This is a genomic window from Streptomyces sp. 71268, from assembly GCF_029392895.1.
In the GTDB taxonomy this organism is placed as follows: Bacteria; Actinomycetota; Actinomycetes; order Streptomycetales; family Streptomycetaceae; genus Streptomyces.
On sequence record NZ_CP114200.1, the window covers coordinates 4,086,521 to 4,105,378 of the forward strand.

Sequence of the window (18,858 nt, forward strand, 5' to 3'; positions counted from 1 at the left end):
GCCGAGTGGGGCCGGGCGGGCCGGTCGGTCACTCGGCCGCGGGCCGGGCGCGTACGACCACGATCAGCCGGTCGGTGGCCTGCAACGGGCTCGCCTCCGGGTCGTCGTACCCGAGCAGTCGGTGGCCGCGCAGCACCGTCACCACCAGGTCGTCCGTCTCCCGCACCTGCTTGCCGACCTCCGACTTGACCACCGGGCGTTCGATCAGGTCGAGGCCGCTGCCCTGCTGGATGAGGTCCTCCATCACGGCGCCCGCGCTCGGGCTGTGCACGGACAGGCCGAGCAACCGGCCGGCCGCGCTGGCGCTGGTGATCACCGCGTCGGCGCCGGACTGCTTCAGCAGCGGCGCGTTCTCCTCCTCGCGGACGGCGGCGACGATGGTGGCGTTCTTGTTCAACTGCCGCGCCGTGAGCGTGACCAGCACCGCCGTGTCGTCGCGCTGGGTGGCGATCACGAACTGGCTGGCCCGCTGCCCCTCCGCCCGCAGCAACACGTCGCTGCGCGTCGCGTCGCCGACGACGCCGGCGAACCCCTCGGCGTTGGCCGTCTCGATCACCTTGTGGTTCGGGTCCACCACCACGACCTGTTCCTTCCGCAGCCCCGTCGCACACAGCGTCTGCACGGCAGATCGCCCCTTGGTGCCGAAACCGACGACGATGGTGTGGTCGCGCAAGGCGCTCCTCCAACGGTTGAGACGGAACTGCTCGCGGGTGCGCTCGGTGAGCACCTCCAGCGTGGTACCGACCAGGATGATCAGGAACAGCACGCGCAGCGGCGTGATCAGCAGCACGTTGGTGAGCCTGGCGCCGTCGCTGTGCGGAACGATGTCGCCGTACCCCGTGGTCGACAACGTGACGGTCGAGTAGTAGACGGAGTCGAGGAAGTCGACAGTGCCGTCGGCGTTGTCGTGGTACCCCTCGCGGTCCAGGTAGACCAGCAACACCGTGGTGACCATCACGAGGAGCGCGATCAGCAACCGCCGCCCCACCTGCCGCAGCGGCCCGGCGGGAAACCGGGGCAACTGCACGTGGTGGGAGACGGGTTCTTGGTTACGCGCTGCCGTGTCCTGCGAGGGCAGCTTCACTCGGTTCCTCCGGGCGGCCTGGCTTCGGGGTTGTCGCGTTCGCGTTCTGGGGTGACGCCGTCGGTACGGGCGGCGCGGGGGTGTGTGGGGTGGGGGCGTGTGGTGTGGGGGGCGGTGTTCTCGGTACGGGCGGTGCTGGCGCGGGTGTTGTCGGTACGGGCGTTGTCGGTACGGGCACTTTCGGTACTGGCGTTGTCGATACGTGCCCTTGGTGTGGAACCTTCCGACTGTGCGCGGACTGCCCCCTGCATAGACGGGGCGGGCGGGGCGTGAGGTTGCTCGGGGACGGGTTCGGACGTGCGCGCGTCCGGGGTGGGGGTGTCGGAAGCGGGATACGCGGTGGCTCCGGGGGCCGAGCCCGAGCCGGGGTGTGGTCCGGAGCCGGGGCCGGCATCGGGTTCCGGGGCGCGTTCGGACAGGTGGTGGTGGGTGCCGGGCCAGTAGCCGACGCCACCGCCTCCCGCCCACGGCAGGTCCAACACCTCGACCTCGGCGCCCCGCGCCACACCGCCGGGCGGGATGACCGCCAACCCGTCCGCCACGGAGATGCCACGCAGCATCGCCGGCCCACTGAAGTGCAGCGGCACCACGGCCCCGGACCGGCGCCGCACCGGCACCAGGCGAGTGTCCCGTGGATGCCAGGGCACCTCGTCGGCCAGCGGCAGCCGCGTCGACGGGCCGCCCGACCCGCCGGCCTCGCCGCGATCGCGGGGCGAGGAGGGCTGGGAGCGCTGGTCGTCGTACGCCCCGACCGCCCGCCCCCGCCCGGCGGCCGGTACGGCATCGGGTCGCGGCCGGGCGGCGAGCGTACGGAGCAACGGCTCGGCGAACGTCAGCAGCCCGGACACCGCGGCCAGCGGATTGCCCGGCAGCCCCACCAGGTGCCGGCGCCCGTCCAACCGGGCGAGCAGCATGGGATGGCCGGGCCGTACGGCGACCCCGTCCACCAGCAGTCGGGCCCCGAGTTGTCGCAACACCGGATGGACGTGGTCCACCGGGCCGCCCGCCGTACCGCCCGTGGTGATCACCAGATCGGCGGGGGACCGCTCGATGGCGGCGTGCAACGCGGCCGCGTCGTCCCCCAGCCAACGGGTGGCCAACACGTCCGCGCCGAGCGCCTGGAGCCACGGCCCGAGCATCGGGCCCAGCGCATCGCGGATGAGCCCGTCATGCGGCAGCCCCGAGCGCAACAACTCGTCGCCCAGCACCAACACCTCGGCCCGTGGCCTGCGTACCGTCACCAACTCGTCGTACCCGGCCGCCGCCGCGAGGCCCAACACGGCCGGCGTCACCAGCGTCCCGGCCGGCAACAACTGGTCGCCCCTCCCACACTCCTGCCCCCTCGGCCGGATGTCCTGCCCAGGCTGGACGGGGTGCCCGGGCAGGGCGTACACCCAGCCGGCGGCCTGGGACTGACGCGCGGCCTGGGCCTGGGCCTGGGCCTGGCTGTGGACGTGGGCGTGGGCCTGGTTGTGGGCGTCGCCGTGATCGTGGGCATCGTCGTGGTCCGGTGCCGGGGCGTCGGGGCCTCGGGATGGTGCGGACGGTTGACGCGTCGCGGGGTCGGGACGGCGGCCGTCGCCCGTACGCCCGTCCCGCTCCGTGCCGTGCTCGCTGCGCAGTACGGCGGTGGCGCCGGGCGGGGTCCTGGCACCGGTGGCGATCCGTACCGCCTGGCCGTCCTCCAACGGTTCCGGCCGCGCGTGCCCCGCCAACACTCCGCGCCCGCGCGCCGGCAACCGCCAGGGCCCGGGGCCCGCGAGCGCCCAGCCGTCCATGGCCGAGGTGTCGAAGGGCGGTAGGTCGGTCAGCGCGGTCAACGGCTCCGCCAACACCCGTCCCAGCGCCTCACCCAACGGTGTCGGCGCCGCGGGCAACGGCACACCCACCGCACGCACCGCGACCGTACGGGCCTCCGCCCAACTCACGCTCTTCTTACGTCCCTTGTCGTGCCCAGCCCGCACGCGAACGCCCTCCCCCACGGCGTGCCCCGCGTCCGCGAAACGGCCCGCGCCGCCGTCGCCGGTCCCGGCACCCGCGGAGGTGCCGGCCCCCCGCGTACCTCCGCCGCCCATCGCGGAGTCGCCACCCCGCGCGGGACCGACAGGGTCGGCTGAGCCAGTGTCCTGTGTCGGGTCACCGGCCGGGAGCTGGTCGGGCGGAGGGGGCTGGCGGCCGGGCTCGGGTTGCCGGCCGGGGGAGGGCTACCGGTCTGGGATTGGCCGTCGCGCAGGCTCAGGTTGTCGGCCGAGGTCGGGTCATCGGCCAGGCTCGGGTTGTCGGCCGAGGTCGGCTCGTCGGCCAGGCTCCGGCTGTCGGCCGAAGTCGGGTCGGGAGCCGTGGTCGGGGCGGGGTCGACGAGTGAGCTGGGGCTGGCGGCCGGGCTGTGGTTGTCGTCGGCCGAGGCGGGGGCGGCCTCGCTGGTCGGCTCGGTTCGGGGGGCGGGTGCCCGCAGCGAGCTGGACGAGCTGGCGGCCGGCTGGCCCGTACGGTCGCCACGGTCCGACGCCAGGCACGGTTCGGCCACCTGCCCGGGGCCGGGGCCGGAACCGGGGGCAGGGTCGGTATCGGTATCGGTATCGGTGTCGGGGCCGGAGGCGTGGTCAGGGGCAGTGCCCGGGCCGAGGTCGGGACGGAGGCCGGGGTCGGGGTCCGGGCCGGGGTCGGTCACACCGGGCGGCTGCGGCCGGCCCCGGTCGGTGTAGGACTCAGCACTCCGCCGCTCCGCCGGCCGTACGGCGCGGCCCGAGGCCGCCACGGCGAGGGCCTCGTCCGTCGCGCGGTTCAGCGCCGCTTCGGCGCTCTCGTCGCCCGCCGAACCCGCCCGTTGTCGACCGCTCATTCCGCTGACCGCTCCGCGTCCCCGGTGATGCCGGGGCCCTCGGGACCATCCCCACCCGGGACCACCGGCCCCGGCACCTCGTCGCTCGCCCCATCCGGTACGCCCGGCGGGGTCTCGGCGCTCTCCCGCGCCCAGCGCGCCGCGAGCGCGACCGCCTTACGGGTTGCCTCCGCCACCGCCTCCGGGCCCGCGTCGGCGGCGCGCCCGGCCGCGTAGCCCACGAGGAAGGTGGTCAGTGGCGCGGCGGGACGAGCCACGCCGTGTGCCGCGTCCCTGGCCAGGTCGAGCAGGGCCGCCGTGTCGACGTCGAGGTCGATACCGAGTTCCGCTTTGACTGTGTCGATCCATTCATCCAGCACACGGCCATGCTCCCTGATCCGCGCCCGGGCGACGCCCACCGCGTCCCAGGTGTCGCAGTCGAAGGCGGCGGCCGCGTGCTGGCGCAACCCGCGCAGCCGCAGCTCACCGGTCAACAGCCGAAGCGGCAGCCCGGACAGGCGGCCGTGTTCGGCGTACAGCAGGCCCAGCTCGCGCCGCAACGCCTCGGCCCGATAGGCGGCGGCGAGCGGCTGCCCCCGACCCTGCCCGTCGACGAGCTGCGCTCCCTCGTGGTCGGCCGGGATGGTCACCAGATCCCGCACCGTCCCGGCCGTCATGAACGGCAGGTCCGCCGAGAGTACGAGCACCGTCCCAGCCGTCGTCTCCCGCACCCCGGCCGCGAGCCCCGCCACCGGCCCACCGCCCGGCGGCTCCTCGCGCACCCAGTGCACCGGTCGCACCGTCGGCCGGCGCGGCCCCACCACGACCGTGCGCCGCGCGTCCCGGCACGCGCCGAGCACCCTGTCGAGCAGCGAACGCCCACCGACCTGGAGGGACGGCTTGTCCGCTCCCCCGAGCCGCCGCGCCGCGCCGCCGGCCAACACCACGGCGTCGTACGTCACCCGTCCACCCGTTCACCCGTCATGCCCCGAGTATGGCCGCCTCCACCCCCACTCAGCCCCCATCCGCCAACCTCGCCCTCCCCCACATCCACCCGGACCCGAGCGCCCCACCGCCGCGCCCGAGCCCCACCACGAACCCACCCCACTCACCCACGGGCCCACCCACCCCGCCACACCACCAACCCACGGCCCGGGGCCCGCGCCCGCTCACCCACACACGCCACTCACCCGCTACACGGTGCGCAGCAACACCGCCGGTTGCTCGACGCAGTCGGCCACGTAGCGCAGGAAGCCGCCCGCGGTGCCCCCGTCGCAGACCCGGTGGTCGAAGGTCAGCGAGAGCTGGACGACGCGGCGTACCGCCAGCTCACCTCGGTGGACCCAGGGCCGGTCCGCTATGCGCCCCACTCCGAGCATCGCCGCCTCGGGATGGTTGATGATCGGAGTGGAACCGTCCACTCCGAACACCCCGTAGTTGTTGAGCGTGAAGGTGCCGCCGGTCAGCTCGGCCGGGGTGAGCCGCCCCGCCCGCGCGCTCTCCGTGAGCCGCGCGAACTCCGCCGTCAGGCCCACCGCGTCGCGCAGGTGCGCGTCGCGTACGACAGGGACCATGAGGCCACGGTCGGTCTGGGCGGCGAAGCCCAGGTGCACCTCGGGGAGCCGGACGATCTCGCGGGCCTCGGTGTCCACCGTTGAGTTCAGCTCGGGGTACCGGGCGAGCGCGGCCGTGCAGATCCGCGCCAACACGGCGAGCAGCGAGACCTTGGGGTCGCCGGCCGCGTTCATCGCGGAGCGGGCCGCGAGGAGTTCGGTCGCGTCGGCATCGACCCAGCAGGTCGCCTCGGGGATCTCCCGCCGGCTGCGGGAGAGCTTCTCGGCCACGGCCCCGCGCACCCCGCGCAGCGGTATGCGCTCCACCTCCCGAGCGCCGGCGAGCCCGTCGCCGCGCGCCAGCGCCCCGGACGCGCCGGCCACCTGGGCCGATGCCTGCCGCTCCGGGCCCGCGACGGTTCCACGCGCCGCCTCCGCCGGGGCCGTGCCGGCGTCCGCCCGCTGTCGCTCCGAGCGCTCCGCGTCGCTCGACGCCTCGGTCATCCGCGCTATCGCCCGCTCGACGTCCGAGCGCAGGATCAGCCCGTCGCGCCCGGAGCCCACCACGTCATCCAGGTCCAGCCGGTGTTCCCGAGCCAGCCGTCGCACCAGCGGGGAGATCACCGGCGTCGGTCGCCCGGACGCCTGCGTGCCGGCATCGGTACCGTCGGCCGCACCGCCGCCGACCGCCGACGATCCCCGCGTACTCACCGTGGTGGCCCTGCCCGCCCCGGCCGTCGCGGTCGCGGCAACCGCCGTATCCGCCCCGCCCTCGCGCTGCGCGCCGACCGTGCCCGCGCCGGCTCCCACCGCCTCGGGCTCGCGCCGCGCCGAGGTGCCCAGCGGCGCGGCGCGCAGCCGTCGTCGGCGTGCCGCCGGGGCTCCGGTCCCGTACCCGACCAGTACGTTTCCCGAACCCTCCGAGTCGCCCGCGCCCCCTCGCGCCGGGGCGTCCGCACCACCGTCGCCGTCGCCTGTGCGGGTGCCGGCGGGACCGGAACCGGCCGGGGCCGCCGCCCCCGGGCCCGTGCCGTCGGTGCCCGGGTCGGGCTCCTCGGACGGGTCACCCACCGCCACCGTCAGGAGGGCCGCTCCGACCGGCAGTTCCGAGCCCTCCTCGCCGAACCGCGCGGTGACCACGCCCCCGTACGGGCAGGGCACCTCCACCATGGCCTTCGCGGTCTCGACCTCCACCACCGGCTGGTCGACCGCCACCACGTCGCCGACGGCCACCAGCCATCGCACGATCTCCGCCTCGGTCAGCCCTTCTCCCAGGTCGGGTAGGGCGAACTCGCGCACCACCGCCATCAGTGAGCACCCCCCGCGAGCCGCTCGGCCCCGCCCCGACCGGGCTCGGACGTCCAGTCGGCCTCCCACTGGAGGCGGGCCACCGCGTCCAACACCCGGTCCACGCCCGGCAGGTGGTGCCGCTCCAGCATCGGCGGCGGGTACGGGAGGTCGAACCCCGCTACCCGCAGCACCGGCGCCTCCAGGTAGTGGAAGCACCGCTCGGTGATCCGGGCGGCGATCTCCCCGCCGGGGCCGCCGAACCCGGTGGACTCGTGGACCACCACCGCGCGCCCGGTGCGGCGCACCGACGCGCACACCGTCTCGTCGTCGAACGGCACCAGCGAGCGCAGGTCAACGACCTCCAGGTCCCAGCCTTCGGAGCGCGCCGCCTCGGCCGCCTCCAGGCAGACCGGGACCGAGGGTCCGTAGGTGATCAGGCTGGCACTGCGGCCCGTGCGCCGCACGACCGCGCGGCCGATCGGAGCGACCTGCTCCGGCTGCTCCGGCGACCAGTCGGCCTTCGACCAGTACAGCCGCTTCGGCTCCAGGAAGACCACCGGGTCATCGGACGCGATGGACGCGCGCAGCAGGCCGTACGCGTCGGCGACGGTCGCCGGTGTCACCACGTGCAGGCCTGGCGTGGCCATGTAGTACGCCTCGGACGAGTCGCTGTGGTGCTCCACGCCACCGATGCCGCCGCCGTACGGGATGCGGATGGTCAGCGGCATCGGCATGGCACCCCGGGTGCGGTTGCGCATCCGCGACACGTGGCTGATCAACTGCTCGAACGCGGGGTAGGCGAAGGCGTCGAACTGCATCTCCACCACCGGCCGCAGCCCGTACATCGCCATGCCGATCGCCGTGCCCAGGATGCCGGCCTCGGCCAGCGGGGTGTCGGTGCAACGCTCCTCGCCGAACTCCTTCGCCAGCCCGTCGGTGATCCGGAAGACACCGCCGAGGCTGCCGACATCCTCGCCCATCACGTGCACCGTGGGGTCGTCGGTCATGGCGTCGCGCAGCGCACTGGTCAACGCCTGCGCCATGCTCGCGGGCTTGCGCCCCGCCTTGCGGGTGGTGGGGATGGCCGCGGTGGTCATCGTTCCTCCTCCGCGTCGAGCTCGGCGTCGAGCTCCGCACGCAGTTGGGCCGCCTGCTCCTGCAGTTGGCTCGTCTTCTCGGCGTACACGTGCGCGAACATGTCCATCGGGTCGAGCGCGGCGTCGGCGTTCATGCGCTCGCGGAGCCTGGCGGCCATCCGTTCGGCGGCGTCGCGCGCTTCGGTCGTCACGTCGTCGGTCAGCAGGCCGCGCGACCGCAGTTCTCGCTCAAGGAGATCGATCGGATCGTGCGCGCGCCACGCCTCCACCTCGGCGTCCGTGCGGTAGCGGGTGGCGTCGTCGGCGTTGGTGTGCGCCTCCACGCGGTAGGTCACGGCCTCGATCAGGGTGGGCCCGCCGCCGGCGCGCGCCCGCTCGACGGCCCCGGTCAGCACCTCGTGCATGGCGACGGCGTCGTTGCCGTCGACGAGGCGGCCGGGAATGCCGTACCCCACGCTCTTGTGGGCGAGGGACGGCGCCGCGGTCTGCTTGGCCAGCGGCACGGAGATCGCGAAGCCGTTGTTCTGCACGAGGAAGACGACGGGCGCCTGCCAGACGGCCGCGAAGTTCAGCGCCTCGTGGAAGTCGCCCTCGCTGGTGCCGCCGTCGCCGACCATGGCCAGGGCGACCACGTCGTCGCCCTTGAGGCGCGCCGCGTGCGCCAGGCCCACGGCGTGCGGCAGTTGAGTGGCCAGCGGCGTACACAGCGGCGCCACCCGGTGTTCGCCCGGGTCGTAACCGGTGTGCCAGTCGCCGCGCAGCAGCGTCAGCGCCTCCACCGGGTCGACCCCGCGCGCGATGACCGCGAGGGTGTCCCGGTAGCTGGGGAAGAGCCAGTCCTGGTCGGCGAGGGCGAGGCCTGCGGCGATCTCGCACGCCTCCTGCCCGGTGGAGGAGGGGTAGACGGCCAGCCTGCCCTGCCGGGTCAACGCCGTGGCCTGCGCGTTGTACCGACGGCCACGCACCAACTCGGCGTAGAGCCGCAACAGCAACCCCGGATCGGCATCGGCCACGGCGTCCGTGCCCAGGAGCCGATACGGCTCCGCGTCGGGGAGCAAGGGCGCGGGGTCGGTACGAGGCCGCCAGGCCGGTGGCGGCGTGGGCCGGTAGGAGCCGGGCTGCTCAAGGACCGTCATGTCGAGCACCTCCTCATGGGGCTGCGTCCGAGTGCGCGGCGTTGGCGCGCCTCCCCTACCGATTGTTCGGTCGCCTCGGCATTTTGGCTACATGCGGGCCTAGCCTGTGGACAAACGGTTATCCACAGCCTGAGATAAACGCAGGGCGTCCATGGAGGGGAGGCGAGACCGCATGTCAGACGAACAGATGGCCAATCCGAGCGAGCTGCCACCGGCACGGCCACTCGACCCGATCGACCGCGACATTCTGCGGATGCTGCGAACGGACGGTCGCGCCTCCGTACGTTCCGTGGCCGAACGCGTACACATCTCGCGAGCCAACGCCTACGCGCGCATCAACCGGCTCATCGACGACGGCGTCATACGCGGCTTCAGCGCCCGCATCAACCAGGAGCGAGCGGGCCAGGGCGCCTCCGCGTACATCACCCTCAAGATCGTGCAGAACTCGTGGCGCACCGTCCGCGAGAAGCTCCAAGAGCTACCCGGAACCGCGCACATCGCCCTGGTCAGCGGCGACTTCGACGTCCTGCTGCTGGTCCACACGCCCGACAACCGCGCCCTGCGCGAACTGGTCCTCACCCGCATCCAGGCCATACCGGAGGTCCTGGGCACCCGCACCCTGCTGGTCTTCGAGGAGACCGACCTCGGCCTGGACACGGAACTCTGACCTCACGACGCGAACCACACCCCGACCGGCAGGCCCCACACCACCCGCCCCAGCGGCACGCTCCGGCCCGACCCCGACCCCGACCCCGGCCGCGCCCGGCCGGAGCCAGCGGCACGCCTGGGCCCCGAGCCGGCGACACGCCCCGCCCCGCGGGCCTACGCTCGGAGGCTCACACCCGCAGCCCGGCGAACGCGGTCCGCACCACCGCGTCCGCCACCTCGTCACTGGTCGCCGCCCCGCCCCGGCCCGGCCGGTACCACTCGACGATGGAGTTGATCATCCCGAACAGCAGCCGGGTGGCCAGTCGCACGTCCACGTCCGGGCGCAGGTCGCCATCGGCCGCCGCCGTCTTGAGCAGCTCGGCCACCTCGTGGTCGAACTCGCGCCGCCGCTCCATGGCCCACCGCTCGGTGTCCGTGTTGCCCCGCACCCGCAACAGCAGCGTCACGTACGGCAGCTCCGCCATCAGCACCTCGGCCGTGCGCCGGACCACGTACTGCAACCGGTCGATGGCCGCGCCCTCCAGTGCGCCCGGCTCCCGGAGAATCCCGAACAGCCCGTCGAGCGCCCGGCTTATGGCCCGCCGCAGCAACTCCTCCTTGCCCTTGACGTGGTGGTAGATCGAGGACTTGGAAATGCCCGCCGCTTGCGAGAGGTGCTCCATCGAGGTGCCGTCGTAGCCGCGCTCGTTGAACACCTCGACGGCGACCGCGAGCAGCGATTCGGGCGTGTAGGTGTCGCGCTTGGCCATGGTCACGATTAGAGCAGGTCCCGGCGCGCCGCCGCACGGCGGACCAGGAGCGGCGAGGGAGCGTAGCGCCCGGTGGGGTAGGCGGCGTGCAGGTTCTCCAGCACGCGCCGCACCCACTCGGGGCCCAGTTCGCCGCCCCACTCCAGCGGGCCTCGCGGGTAGTTCACCCCCTTTCGCATGGCCGTGTCGATGTCGTGCGCCTCGGCGACGCGCCGGCCCAGCGCGTCGGCCGCGAAGTCCACGAGCATCGCCACCGTGCGGGCCACGATCAGGCCCGGTATGTCGTCGATGACGCTGACGTCCTTGCCCAGGGCCTGGAACAGACCCACGGCGGCCTTGACCGAGCCGGGCCGGGCGGTCTCGGACGCGGCCAGCGCGATCCGGGTCGCGGTGCGGTAGTCCAGGGCCAGGTCGAAGCAGAGGGTGTCGGCGGTCGGAGCGGTCGAGGCGGCGGCACCGTCGGTGAGACCGAGCCGAGCGCCGCCCGGTAGCTCGATGAAGCCCGCTCCCCCGTCGTCCCAGCCCTGGTAGGTGACCTTGATGCCGGCGTCGGATATGAGCTCGGGGAGCACCGCCGCCGGTCCCAGGTCGCCGTGGATGACCACCGCCTCGGGCGGCGTCCGCGGCTCGGCCGTGTGCGGGGCGGGCCGGCTCGGTGCCTTGTCTGCCGAGCCGTCGCCGTACGAGAACCAACCGCGCCCCGTCTTGCGACCGTGCAGCCCGGACTCAACCAGCCGCCGCTGGGCGAGTGACGGCGTGAACTTGGGGTCCTGGAAGAAGGCGTCCCACACGGATCGGGTGACGGCCTCGTTCACGTCCTGGCCGATCAGGTCCGTCAGCTCGAAGGGACCCATGCGGAAGCCGCCCGACTCGCGCAACACGGCGTCGATGGTGGCGGGGTCGGCCGCCCGTTCCTCGTAGCAGCGCAACGCCTCGGCGTAGAACGGGCGGGCGATCCGGTTGACGATGAAGCCGGGGGTGTCGGCGCAGCGCACCGGGGTCTTGCCCCACTCGGCGACGGTCTCGTACGCGAGGTCGGCGGCGGCCTCGTCGGTGGCGTGTCCGCGCACCACCTCGACCAGCGGGAGCAGCGGCGCCGGGTTGAAGAAGTGCAGGCCGAGGAGGCGACCTGGGCGCTGGAGGGGGCCGGCGACGGCGGTGACGGACAGCGAGGAGGTGTTGGTGGCGAGCAGGCAGTCGGCGGCGACGACTCGCTCCAGCTCGGTGAACAACTCCTGCTTGACGGAGGGTTGCTCCACCACCGCCTCGATGACCAGGGCCGCGTCGGACAGCTCGGCCAGCCCGCCGGCCGGCAGCAGCCTGGACCGGGCGGCCTCGCGCCGCTCGGCGGACAGCTTGCCCTTGGCGACGAGCCGGTCGAGGCGGGCCCCGATGGCGTCGGCGGCCTGCGCCGCGCGTCCCGGCAGCGCGTCGTAGAGCCGCACCGGGTGCCCGGCGACCAGGGCGACCTGTGCGATGCCCTGGCCCATGGTGCCGGCTCCGACGACAGCCACGACCCGGTCGCGCGCCATGGCCGACGTACGCAGTGGGGCTCGCAGTGGCTCAGCGCCCGAGCCGCCCACGGGCTCGGAGCCGGCCTCGGTCCCCCGCTCCGGGGCACCGTCGACGCGGGGCGTCGACTCCGCACCGGGCCCGGCGCCGGCCTTGCCGGCCGAGGTGGGCCCGCTGGCCTCGGGGCGGCTAACGCGCTGCTCAGGGGCGGTCCCGAAGCCTCCGAGCCCTGTCGCGGCATGGGGCCCGGGGCTGGCTTCGATGGTGTGAGCGGCGGCTCCGGCTGCGGTGGTCATGTCGCTGATCCTCCCCGAAGATGGGTCCTCGCGTCGGTTATCCACAGGGCCAATCCGGGCGTCTTTCGATGTTTATCCACAGGTTCCTCGGACCCCCTTGCCCCGACCGATCGTTCGGTTAATCTAGCTCTGTTGCCCCCGTCCCGCCCAGCTCGACGAGGAGTTGGTCCTCCATGGCCACCGAGCTCTCCGCAGCCCAGTTGATCGAGAAGCACCGCCCCACGCTCGACAGGGCGCTGGAGGCCATACAGACACGTGGGTACTGGTCGCCCCACCCCGAGCACCCCAAGGCGTACGGGGGCACGGACGAGTCCGGGCGCAGCAGCCTGAGCGCCGGCGAGGGCCAGGCGGCCTTCGACGAACTGCGGGGCACCCGCTTCGAGCTCAGCCAGCCCGGCACGGACGACTGGGTCGGCGACGAGGTGTCTCCGTACGGCATCGAGCTGGGCGTGCTGTATCCGCATCCCGACATCGACGTGCTGCTGCCGGCCATGCGGGCCGCGATGCCCGCCTGGCGCGAGGCCGGCGCGGAGACCCGGGCCGTGGTGTGCATGGAGATCCTGGCCAGGATCAACGCCCGGACCCACGAGTTCGCGCACGCCGTCATGCACACGTCGGGCCAGGCGTTCATGATGGCGCTGCAGGCCGGCGGGCCCCACGCACAGGACCGCGGCCTTGAGGCGGTGGCGTACGCCTATCGGGAGCAGGAGCGCGTCCCGGCGGCGGCGAGTTGGTCGAAGCCGCAGGGCAAGCGGGACCCGCTCCAGCTGAACAAGGAGTTCACAGCCGTCCCGCGAGGCATCGCCCTGGTGATCGGCTGCAACACCTTCCCCACGTGGAACGGCTACCCGGGCCTGTTCGCCTCGCTGGCTACCGGCAATCCGGTGCTGGTCAAGCCGCATCCGCGTGCGGTGCTGCCGCTCGCGCTGACCGTGCGGGTCGCGCGCGAGGTGCTGTCCGAGGCGGGCTTCGACCCCAACCTCGTCGCGCTCGCCGCCGAGCGTGCCGACGAGGGGCTGGCCAAGACGCTGGCCGTGCGCCCGGAGATCCGCTTGATCGACTACACCGGGTCGACGGCGTTCGGCGACTGGCTTGAGGCCAACGCCCGACAGGCCGTGGTGTTCACGGAGAAGGCTGGGGTCAACTCCGTCGTCGTGGACTCGACGGACGACTACAAGGGCATGCTGAGCAACCTCGCGTTCTCACTGTCCCTGTACAGCGGCCAGATGTGCACCACTCCGCAGAACATCCTGATCCCCCGCGACGGCATCCAGACGGACGCGGGCCCCAAGTCGTATGACGAGGTTGTCAGCGATCTGGCGGGGGCCGTCGACGGCCTGCTCGGTGACGAGGCCCGTGCCAACGCGCTGCTCGGTGCCATCGTCAATCCGCAGGTGAAGGAGCGGCTGGAGGGAGCGGCGGCCCTGGGCGAGGTGGCGTTGGCCTCGCGTGCGGTCACCCACCCGGACTTCCCGGGGGCCACCGTGCGCACGCCGGCGATCGTCAAGGCCGACGGGGCCCGCAAGTTCTGGGACAGCCCGGATGCCGACGCGGCCTACCTCTCCGAGTGCTTCGGCCCGGTCTCCTTCGCCGTGGCCGTGGACTCCACGCCGGAGGCGGTCGAATTGCTGCGGCACACGATTCGCCAGAAGGGCGCCATGACGGTCGGCGCGTACACGACGTCGGCCGAGATGGAGCGGCTGGCCGAGGAGGCGTGTCTGGAAGAGTGCGCCCAGCTCTCGCTGAACCTCACCGGCGGCGTCTATGTGAACCAGACCGCCGCGTTCTCCGACTTCCACGGCTCGGGCGGAAACCCGGCCGCCAACGCGGCCCTGTGCGACGGCGCGTTCGTGGCCAACCGCTTCCGGACGATCGAGGTACGCCGCCAGGCGTGACCGCATCCAACGCCTGCGCCGACGACGCCCGTCGGCGCAGGCGCCCGCCGGGGCAGGGGCGCGGAAGAGCCACGGCATCGTGAGCTGCCCGCGTGCCCGGCTCGCACCACTCCGCACTCGCCGCTGGCGGGTCGTAGGCGTCAGACGTCGAGGACGAGGGGGCGCTCAGGACGCCGCGACGTGCGGCACCGCTTCCAGGCCTTCCGCACCGGCCGACCGCGCCAGTCGCGGCGTCGCGGTGCGCAAGGTGCGGACGAGCGAGCCGAGTTCGGGATCGGACGCGGCATCGGAGAGGGCGGCGGCCAGCGTCTCCTCGTACGTGCCGCGAGCCTCCGCGTGCCGCGCACGGCCGGCGTCCGTGATGACGGTGTAGACCCCTCGCTTGTCGTCCGGGCACAGGTCCCGGAAGGCGAAGCCGGCCGTGATCAGGCGTCCCGCGAGCCGGGTCGTCGAGCTCTGGTTGAGCCCGACCTTGGCCGCGAGATCCTGCATGCGCAGACCACTCGCGGTGGCCAACGTCAGATGTCCGAGGGCCCGGTACTCCGAGAGGCCAAGGCCGTGTTGCCGCTGCAGGGCCACGGAAAGTCTCTGCTCCACGCGCGCGTGCAGGGCGATGACGCCACCCCACAGCAACTCGTCATCCATCGCACCCTCCCGCGCGCCAAGCCGCTTGACATGAGGTTACCCGTACGGACGAACTTCCGAAAGAACTTGCACGCACATGCAACTTACCTCAGCCGCTGCCTCGCCGAGCCCTCACTCTCCTCGCTCCGCCGGCCCGAGCGCTCAGCGCTCGCTCCGTAACGAACTGCCCGAACCACCCCGCCCATGCCCAGGGAGCACCACCGTGGCCTGGATCTACCTGCTCATCGCCGCCGCCCTCGAAGTGATCTTCGCTCTCAGCACCAACGCCACCGAGGGCTTCACCAGGCTCTGGCCCTCGCTGCTCACCGTCGCCGCCGCGACGGGCGGCGTGTTCTTCCTGAGCCTGGCCCTGAAGACGCTGGACGTCGGCGTCGGCTACACCATCTGGACCGGCCTCGGCTCGCTCGGCGCTCTCAGCCTGGGCGCGGTGATCTACGACGAGGGGCTCGGCCTGGGCAAGGTGATCTCCTTCCTGGCCATCGTCGGCGGCGTGATCGGCCTCAAACTCACCGGGGGCTCCGCCTCACCCGACGCCGAACCACGGACCCCGACCCCGGCGAGCGCGGCCGAGGGCGTGGGCCCCGCCGGCGCGTCGGCCGCCCACTGAACGGCAAGGAGCCGACCACCATGGCCTGGATCTATCTGTTGATCGCCGCCGTCTTCGAAGTGGCCTTCGCGCTGAGCACCAACGCCTCCAAGGGCTTCACCCGGCTGTGGCCCTCCGTCGTCGCCGTGACCACCACCATCATCAGCGTGTACTTCCTCAGTCTGTCCCTCAGGACGCTGGACGTGGGCGTCGGCTACACCATCTGGACCGGCCTGGGCTCGTTGGGCACCGTCACCCTGGGCGCGATCCTGTACAAGGAGCGCATCACCACACCGAAGGCGATCTCCTTGGTGGCGATCATCGGTGGCGTCGTCGGCCTCAAGCTCACCGCCGGCGTCTGACCTCGTACGGGAAACACCCGACGGGCCGCGCCGGGATACGGCCTCACCACCGTACGCCGGGCTGGTACGCAGGTCAGCGGCCCCGCAGGCAGACGGGTGAGGCCCTGCGGGGAGCCTGGGGCCGACGCACGGCGCGGGGCAGGCGCGCGGTGGGCGCTCGCGTACTGCCAGGGGCCGGCTCGTACGGTCAGTCCGTGATGGTGGCGTGCACCCGTACCCAGGAGTGCATGGCGATGGCCGCTGCCGCGCCCGCGTTGATGGACCGCGTGGAGCCGAACTGCGCGATCGAGCACACCATGCTCGCCTGCTCCCGCGCCTCCCGGGTGAGCCCGGGGCCCTCCTGTCCGAACAGCAGCACGCAGCGGCGTGGCAGCTCGACGCGTTCCAGTGCGACCGCGCCGGGCAGGTTGTCGATCCCGATGATCGGGAGTTCCGCCCGCTCGGCCCACGCGGTCAGGTCGGCGGTGTCTGGATGGTGCCGTATGTGCTGGTAGCGGTCGGTGACCATCGCTCCGCGCCGGTTCCAGCGGCGGTTGCCGACGATGTGGATCTCCTTGGCGAGGAAGGCGTTGGCCGTGCGCACCACGGAGCCGATGTTGAAGTCGTGGCTCCAGTTCTCCACGGCGACGTGGAAGTCGTGCCGCCGGGTGTCCAGGTCGGCGACGATCGCGTCGTGCGTCCAGTAGCGGTAGCCGTCCACGACGTTGCGGCGGTCTCCCTCGGCGAGCAGTCGCGGGTCGTACTGCTCGCCGACGGGCCACGGCTCGGGGTGCGGTCCGACCCCGACCTGAGGCTGGAAGCCCTCGTCGTACTGGAGCGGCTCGTCCCCGCCTGTCGGGGGAACGGGCTGGTCCGGGGCGTTTGGTGCGGTCTGGCTGGTCACTCCACGAGGGTACGGTCCGCGGGCGCTCGTACGTCTGGCCCGGGCGGGGCGGGCGCCCGCCGCGGCAGTCGCCCCCGCGCACGACGCAGGGTGGAGCCGACCCAGCGCAGGAAGTTCGTCGGCAGGAACACCGCGTCCGCCGCGATCATCGCCAGCGAGAGGAACGGCAGCCCGAGCACGATGGCTATGCCGATGTGCTCCATCATCATCACCGCGAGCAGGACGTTCTTGGCCCGACGGTTGAGGAGGGCGAAGGGGAAGGCGACCTGAACGAAGACCGTCCCGTAGCTGAGCAGCATGACCAGCGTCCCGCTGCTGCCCAGCGTGTCGGTCAGGCCGGGCCAGGGCGAGAAGTAGTCGAGGTGGAGCGGGTAGTGCACGGCGGTGCCGTCCTGCCAGCGAGTGCCCTGGATCTTGTACCAGCCAGCGGTCGCGTAGATCAGGCAGACCTGGCCCATGATCACGACGAGCGCGGCGTTGTGCACGAGATTGCCCAGCGCGGCCATCACCGTGCGCGGCTCGCCCGGCGCGTACCGACAGACGGCCCACCACACCGCGTGTATCGCCCACAGCCCCCAGAAGATCCACACCCAGCCGCTGCTCAGCTCGCCCAGGGCGGTGACGACGGCGAGCACGGTGCCGAGCAGCGTCCACAGCACGACACCGGTGCCGTCGCTCCCCAGAAGGCCGGTGCCGGGAGACGGGTCGAGTCGCCCCGGCGCCCTCGTCACCTCAACCGCCGCCCGTGGACCGGGCACACGGCCCGTCACCGCGACGCCAGCCACGTCTGACACCGCCACGGTGTCACTGCCGGCGCTGCGCGCGGGGGACGGCTGGACACCCGCGTACCGGGCCTCCCGTGCCGCGCGTCGCGCGTCCAGCGACCACACGTGACCGCATCGGGTGAACACCAGATAGATCGCCATCAGGTGGATGATGTTGTCGCCACCGTCACCCACGAAGACGTTGCGGTTCTGCAGCGAGAGCACGCCGACCATGAAGAGCACGGACATGGTGCGCGTACGCCACCCCAGCAGCAACAGCGCGCTGGAGAGTACGGCCATCGCGTACACGGCCTCGAACCACACTCGGCCGTCCGACCACATCAGCACGGTGAACGCGCCGGTTCCGTCGATGAGTTGGCGGGCCATCTCGGGCGCCCACGGGCTGTCCGGCCCGTACATCACCTGTCGGTGGGGCCATTCGCGCAGCAGGAACAGCAGCCAGGTGAAGGCGAAACCGATCCTGACGACGGCGCTCTGGTACGGCCCCAGCACCGTCCCCGTGATCTTGGTTTGACCGCGAGCCGCGGCCCGCTCCAGCCGACCTCCCAGCATGCGGAGGTTCACCGGTCGCCCTCCTTGGTCTGGCCGCTCCGGGGCTGCCGTTCGCTGAGCGCCTTGTCGCCCGCGGCCTTACGTCCGGGCAGGTCGTCGCTGGTGATGGTCCACCAGGGGAGCACGCGGTAGACCGTCTTCAGATCGATCTTCTCCTCGCTCCAGGAGGGCGGGGCGACGGGCGTGGTGGCTGCCCGCACCTGTACGCGCTCCACGGTCCCGCCCTCGTGTTCGCTGCCGAACCGGTGCGCCACCATACGGCGCACGTACTGCTCGGAGAGCTGCCCGCGCACGCCTATCGGTTGTTCCTTGGCGTCGTGCGAGCCGGCGTAGAACTCCCAGGCTCGGCGTAGTTGGTTCTGCTGCGAGTGGCTCGGCAACGGATTGTGCCGGATGGCCGCGCCGTCCTCGGCCGTCAGGTTGGTCCACGAGGTGACGGCGGTGCCACCGTCCGGCGTGCGCACCTCGGCGCGCGCGGAGACGGCCACGTTCTGCTGGAGGGGATTGGGTGCGAAAAGCTTCCAGTTCTGCTCCAACTCCGGGTAGATGTAATCGCCGATCGCCTCGCTGTGTTCTCTGCTGACCGTGTTTGACGGCGCTACGTGCAGGAACGACATCGCCAGGTGCACGGCGACGGCCACCACGGCGACCGCGATCGCCACCCCCAGGACGATCTGCCCCGGCAGCGAAACACGCCCCCGCGCCGCGCTTTCCACGGCGGTCCGCACATCGGACGCACGGAAGCCGGCGTGCGTCTCGGGCAACGGGCGCGGACGCGGTACGAGACGGGGTTCATCGCGAAGGCCGGCGTCGGGAGCAGCGTCGGAATCGGTGTCGACTCCGAGAGCGGGCTGCGGCGCCTCGTCCGCGTTAGAGGCCGAGGCCGCACCGTCCGCGTCCGTCTCCGGGTGGGCATCAGAAGCACCCGCCGCGGCCGCATCCG

General features: G+C 72.7%; 17 protein-coding genes. 4 read left to right on the top strand and 13 right to left on the bottom strand.

Features of this window, described 5'->3' with window-relative positions:
• Window positions 1-28 precede the first annotated feature (28 nt).
• The 7 genes from OYE22_RS15670 to pdhA all read right to left on the bottom strand — a co-directional run bounded on the left by OYE22_RS15670 (window position 29) and on the right by pdhA (window position 8,981).
• The gene (locus OYE22_RS15670; RefSeq protein ID WP_277320994.1) at window positions 29-1,084 is read right to left on the bottom strand and encodes a potassium channel family protein; all 1,056 of its coding nucleotides are present in this window, start codon (window positions 1,082-1,084) and stop codon (window positions 29-31) included.
• Window positions 1,081-3,012, bottom strand: coding sequence for a molybdopterin-binding protein (locus OYE22_RS15675; protein ID WP_277320995.1), 1,932 nt, complete (start codon window positions 3,010-3,012; stop codon window positions 1,081-1,083). Before OYE22_RS15675 ends, OYE22_RS15670 begins: the two co-directional genes overlap by 4 nt.
• Entirely contained in the window at window positions 3,009-3,926 is a 918-nt protein-coding gene (locus tag OYE22_RS15680; RefSeq protein ID WP_277320996.1) for a hypothetical protein, read from the bottom strand. Before OYE22_RS15680 ends, OYE22_RS15675 begins: the two co-directional genes overlap by 4 nt.
• Window positions 3,923-4,867, bottom strand: coding sequence for an NTP transferase domain-containing protein (locus OYE22_RS15685; protein ID WP_277320997.1), 945 nt, complete (start codon window positions 4,865-4,867; stop codon window positions 3,923-3,925). The genes OYE22_RS15680 and OYE22_RS15685 overlap by 4 nt, the downstream gene beginning before the upstream one ends.
• A gap of 231 nt (window positions 4,868-5,098) precedes the next feature.
• Window positions 5,099-6,766, bottom strand: coding sequence for a dihydrolipoamide acetyltransferase family protein (locus tag OYE22_RS15690; protein WP_277320998.1), 1,668 nt, complete (start codon window positions 6,764-6,766; stop codon window positions 5,099-5,101).
• Entirely contained in the window at window positions 6,766-7,845 is a 1,080-nt protein-coding gene (locus tag OYE22_RS15695) for an alpha-ketoacid dehydrogenase subunit beta (RefSeq protein ID WP_277320999.1), read from the bottom strand. Before OYE22_RS15695 ends, OYE22_RS15690 begins: the two co-directional genes overlap by 1 nt.
• Window positions 7,842-8,981 carry a pyruvate dehydrogenase (acetyl-transferring) E1 component subunit alpha gene (pdhA, locus tag OYE22_RS15700; protein ID WP_277321000.1) on the bottom strand — a complete coding sequence of 380 codons (1,140 nt, stop codon included), beginning with the start codon at window positions 8,979-8,981 and terminating at the stop codon, window positions 7,842-7,844. Before pdhA ends, OYE22_RS15695 begins: the two co-directional genes overlap by 4 nt.
• A 172-nt stretch (window positions 8,982-9,153) precedes the next feature.
• On the opposite strand from pdhA, the gene OYE22_RS15705 reads away from it, so the two are divergent.
• A complete protein-coding gene (locus tag OYE22_RS15705; protein WP_187063017.1) occupies window positions 9,154-9,648 on the top strand; it encodes an Lrp/AsnC family transcriptional regulator in 495 nt (164 codons plus the stop codon).
• A 169-nt stretch (window positions 9,649-9,817) separates the two neighbouring features.
• Here the strand turns inward: OYE22_RS15705 and OYE22_RS15710 are convergent, their stop codons facing one another.
• On the bottom strand, window positions 9,818-10,405 hold the full coding sequence (locus OYE22_RS15710; RefSeq protein WP_277321001.1) for a TetR/AcrR family transcriptional regulator: 588 nt from the start codon (window positions 10,403-10,405) through the stop codon (window positions 9,818-9,820).
• Window positions 10,406-10,407: 2 nt separating this feature from the next.
• Window positions 10,408-11,931, bottom strand: a complete 1,524-nt coding sequence (locus OYE22_RS15715; RefSeq protein ID WP_277324151.1) for a 3-hydroxyacyl-CoA dehydrogenase — start codon at window positions 11,929-11,931, stop codon at window positions 10,408-10,410.
• 449 nt (window positions 11,932-12,380) lie between these two features.
• Between OYE22_RS15715 and paaN the strand changes: the two genes are divergently transcribed.
• Entirely contained in the window at window positions 12,381-14,102 is a 1,722-nt protein-coding gene (gene paaN / locus OYE22_RS15720; RefSeq protein ID WP_277321002.1) for a phenylacetic acid degradation protein PaaN, read from the top strand.
• Between the two features lie 165 nt (window positions 14,103-14,267).
• On the opposite strand, the gene OYE22_RS15725 is transcribed toward paaN, so the two are convergent.
• Complete coding sequence (locus OYE22_RS15725) at window positions 14,268-14,747, bottom strand: MarR family transcriptional regulator (RefSeq protein WP_277321003.1); 480 nt, start codon at window positions 14,745-14,747, stop codon at window positions 14,268-14,270.
• Between the two features lie 202 nt (window positions 14,748-14,949).
• Here OYE22_RS15725 and OYE22_RS15730 point away from each other — a divergent pair, with 202 nt between their 5' ends.
• Together OYE22_RS15730 and OYE22_RS15735 are read left to right on the top strand one after the other, a co-directional pair.
• Window positions 14,950-15,354 carry a multidrug efflux SMR transporter gene (locus OYE22_RS15730; RefSeq protein WP_277321004.1) on the top strand — a complete coding sequence of 135 codons (405 nt, stop codon included), beginning with the start codon at window positions 14,950-14,952 and terminating at the stop codon, window positions 15,352-15,354.
• A 20-nt stretch (window positions 15,355-15,374) separates the two neighbouring features.
• Window positions 15,375-15,695, top strand: coding sequence for a multidrug efflux SMR transporter (locus OYE22_RS15735; RefSeq protein ID WP_277321005.1), 321 nt, complete (start codon window positions 15,375-15,377; stop codon window positions 15,693-15,695).
• A gap of 187 nt (window positions 15,696-15,882) precedes the next feature.
• On the opposite strand, the gene OYE22_RS15740 is transcribed toward OYE22_RS15735, so the two are convergent.
• From OYE22_RS15740 to OYE22_RS15750, 3 genes are read right to left on the bottom strand one after another with little or no spacing between them, the layout of a single operon-like run.
• Window positions 15,883-16,578, bottom strand: coding sequence for a TrmH family RNA methyltransferase (locus OYE22_RS15740; protein ID WP_277321006.1), 696 nt, complete (start codon window positions 16,576-16,578; stop codon window positions 15,883-15,885).
• Complete coding sequence (locus OYE22_RS15745) at window positions 16,575-17,915, bottom strand: HTTM domain-containing protein (protein WP_277324152.1); 1,341 nt, start codon at window positions 17,913-17,915, stop codon at window positions 16,575-16,577. Before OYE22_RS15745 ends, OYE22_RS15740 begins: the two co-directional genes overlap by 4 nt.
• An 8-nt stretch (window positions 17,916-17,923) precedes the next feature.
• Complete coding sequence (locus tag OYE22_RS15750; protein ID WP_348652216.1) at window positions 17,924-18,577, bottom strand: DUF5819 family protein; 654 nt, start codon at window positions 18,575-18,577, stop codon at window positions 17,924-17,926.
• Window positions 18,578-18,858 lie beyond the last annotated feature (281 nt).

Excerpts from the sequence above, each read along its gene's own strand:
- OYE22_RS15680 (WP_277320996.1), bottom strand. The coding sequence starts at position 3,926 with ATGAGCGGTCGACAACGGGCGGGTTCGGCGGGCGACGAGAGCGCCGAA.
- OYE22_RS15690 (WP_277320998.1), bottom strand. The coding sequence starts at position 6,766 with ATGGCGGTGGTGCGCGAGTTCGCCCTACCCGACCTGGGAGAAGGGCTG.
- OYE22_RS15695 (WP_277320999.1), bottom strand. The coding sequence starts at position 7,845 with ATGACCACCGCGGCCATCCCCACCACCCGCAAGGCGGGGCGCAAGCCC.
- pdhA (WP_277321000.1), bottom strand. The coding sequence starts at position 8,981 with ATGACGGTCCTTGAGCAGCCCGGCTCCTACCGGCCCACGCCGCCACCG.
- OYE22_RS15705 (WP_187063017.1), top strand. The coding sequence starts at position 9,154 with ATGTCAGACGAACAGATGGCCAATCCGAGCGAGCTGCCACCGGCACGG.
- OYE22_RS15715 (WP_277324151.1), bottom strand. The coding sequence starts at position 11,931 with ATGGCGCGCGACCGGGTCGTGGCTGTCGTCGGAGCCGGCACCATGGGC.
- paaN (WP_277321002.1), top strand. The coding sequence starts at position 12,381 with ATGGCCACCGAGCTCTCCGCAGCCCAGTTGATCGAGAAGCACCGCCCC.
- OYE22_RS15725 (WP_277321003.1), bottom strand. The coding sequence starts at position 14,747 with ATGGATGACGAGTTGCTGTGGGGTGGCGTCATCGCCCTGCACGCGCGC.
- OYE22_RS15735 (WP_277321005.1), top strand. The coding sequence starts at position 15,375 with ATGGCCTGGATCTATCTGTTGATCGCCGCCGTCTTCGAAGTGGCCTTC.
- OYE22_RS15745 (WP_277324152.1), bottom strand. The coding sequence starts at position 17,915 with ATGCTGGGAGGTCGGCTGGAGCGGGCCGCGGCTCGCGGTCAAACCAAG.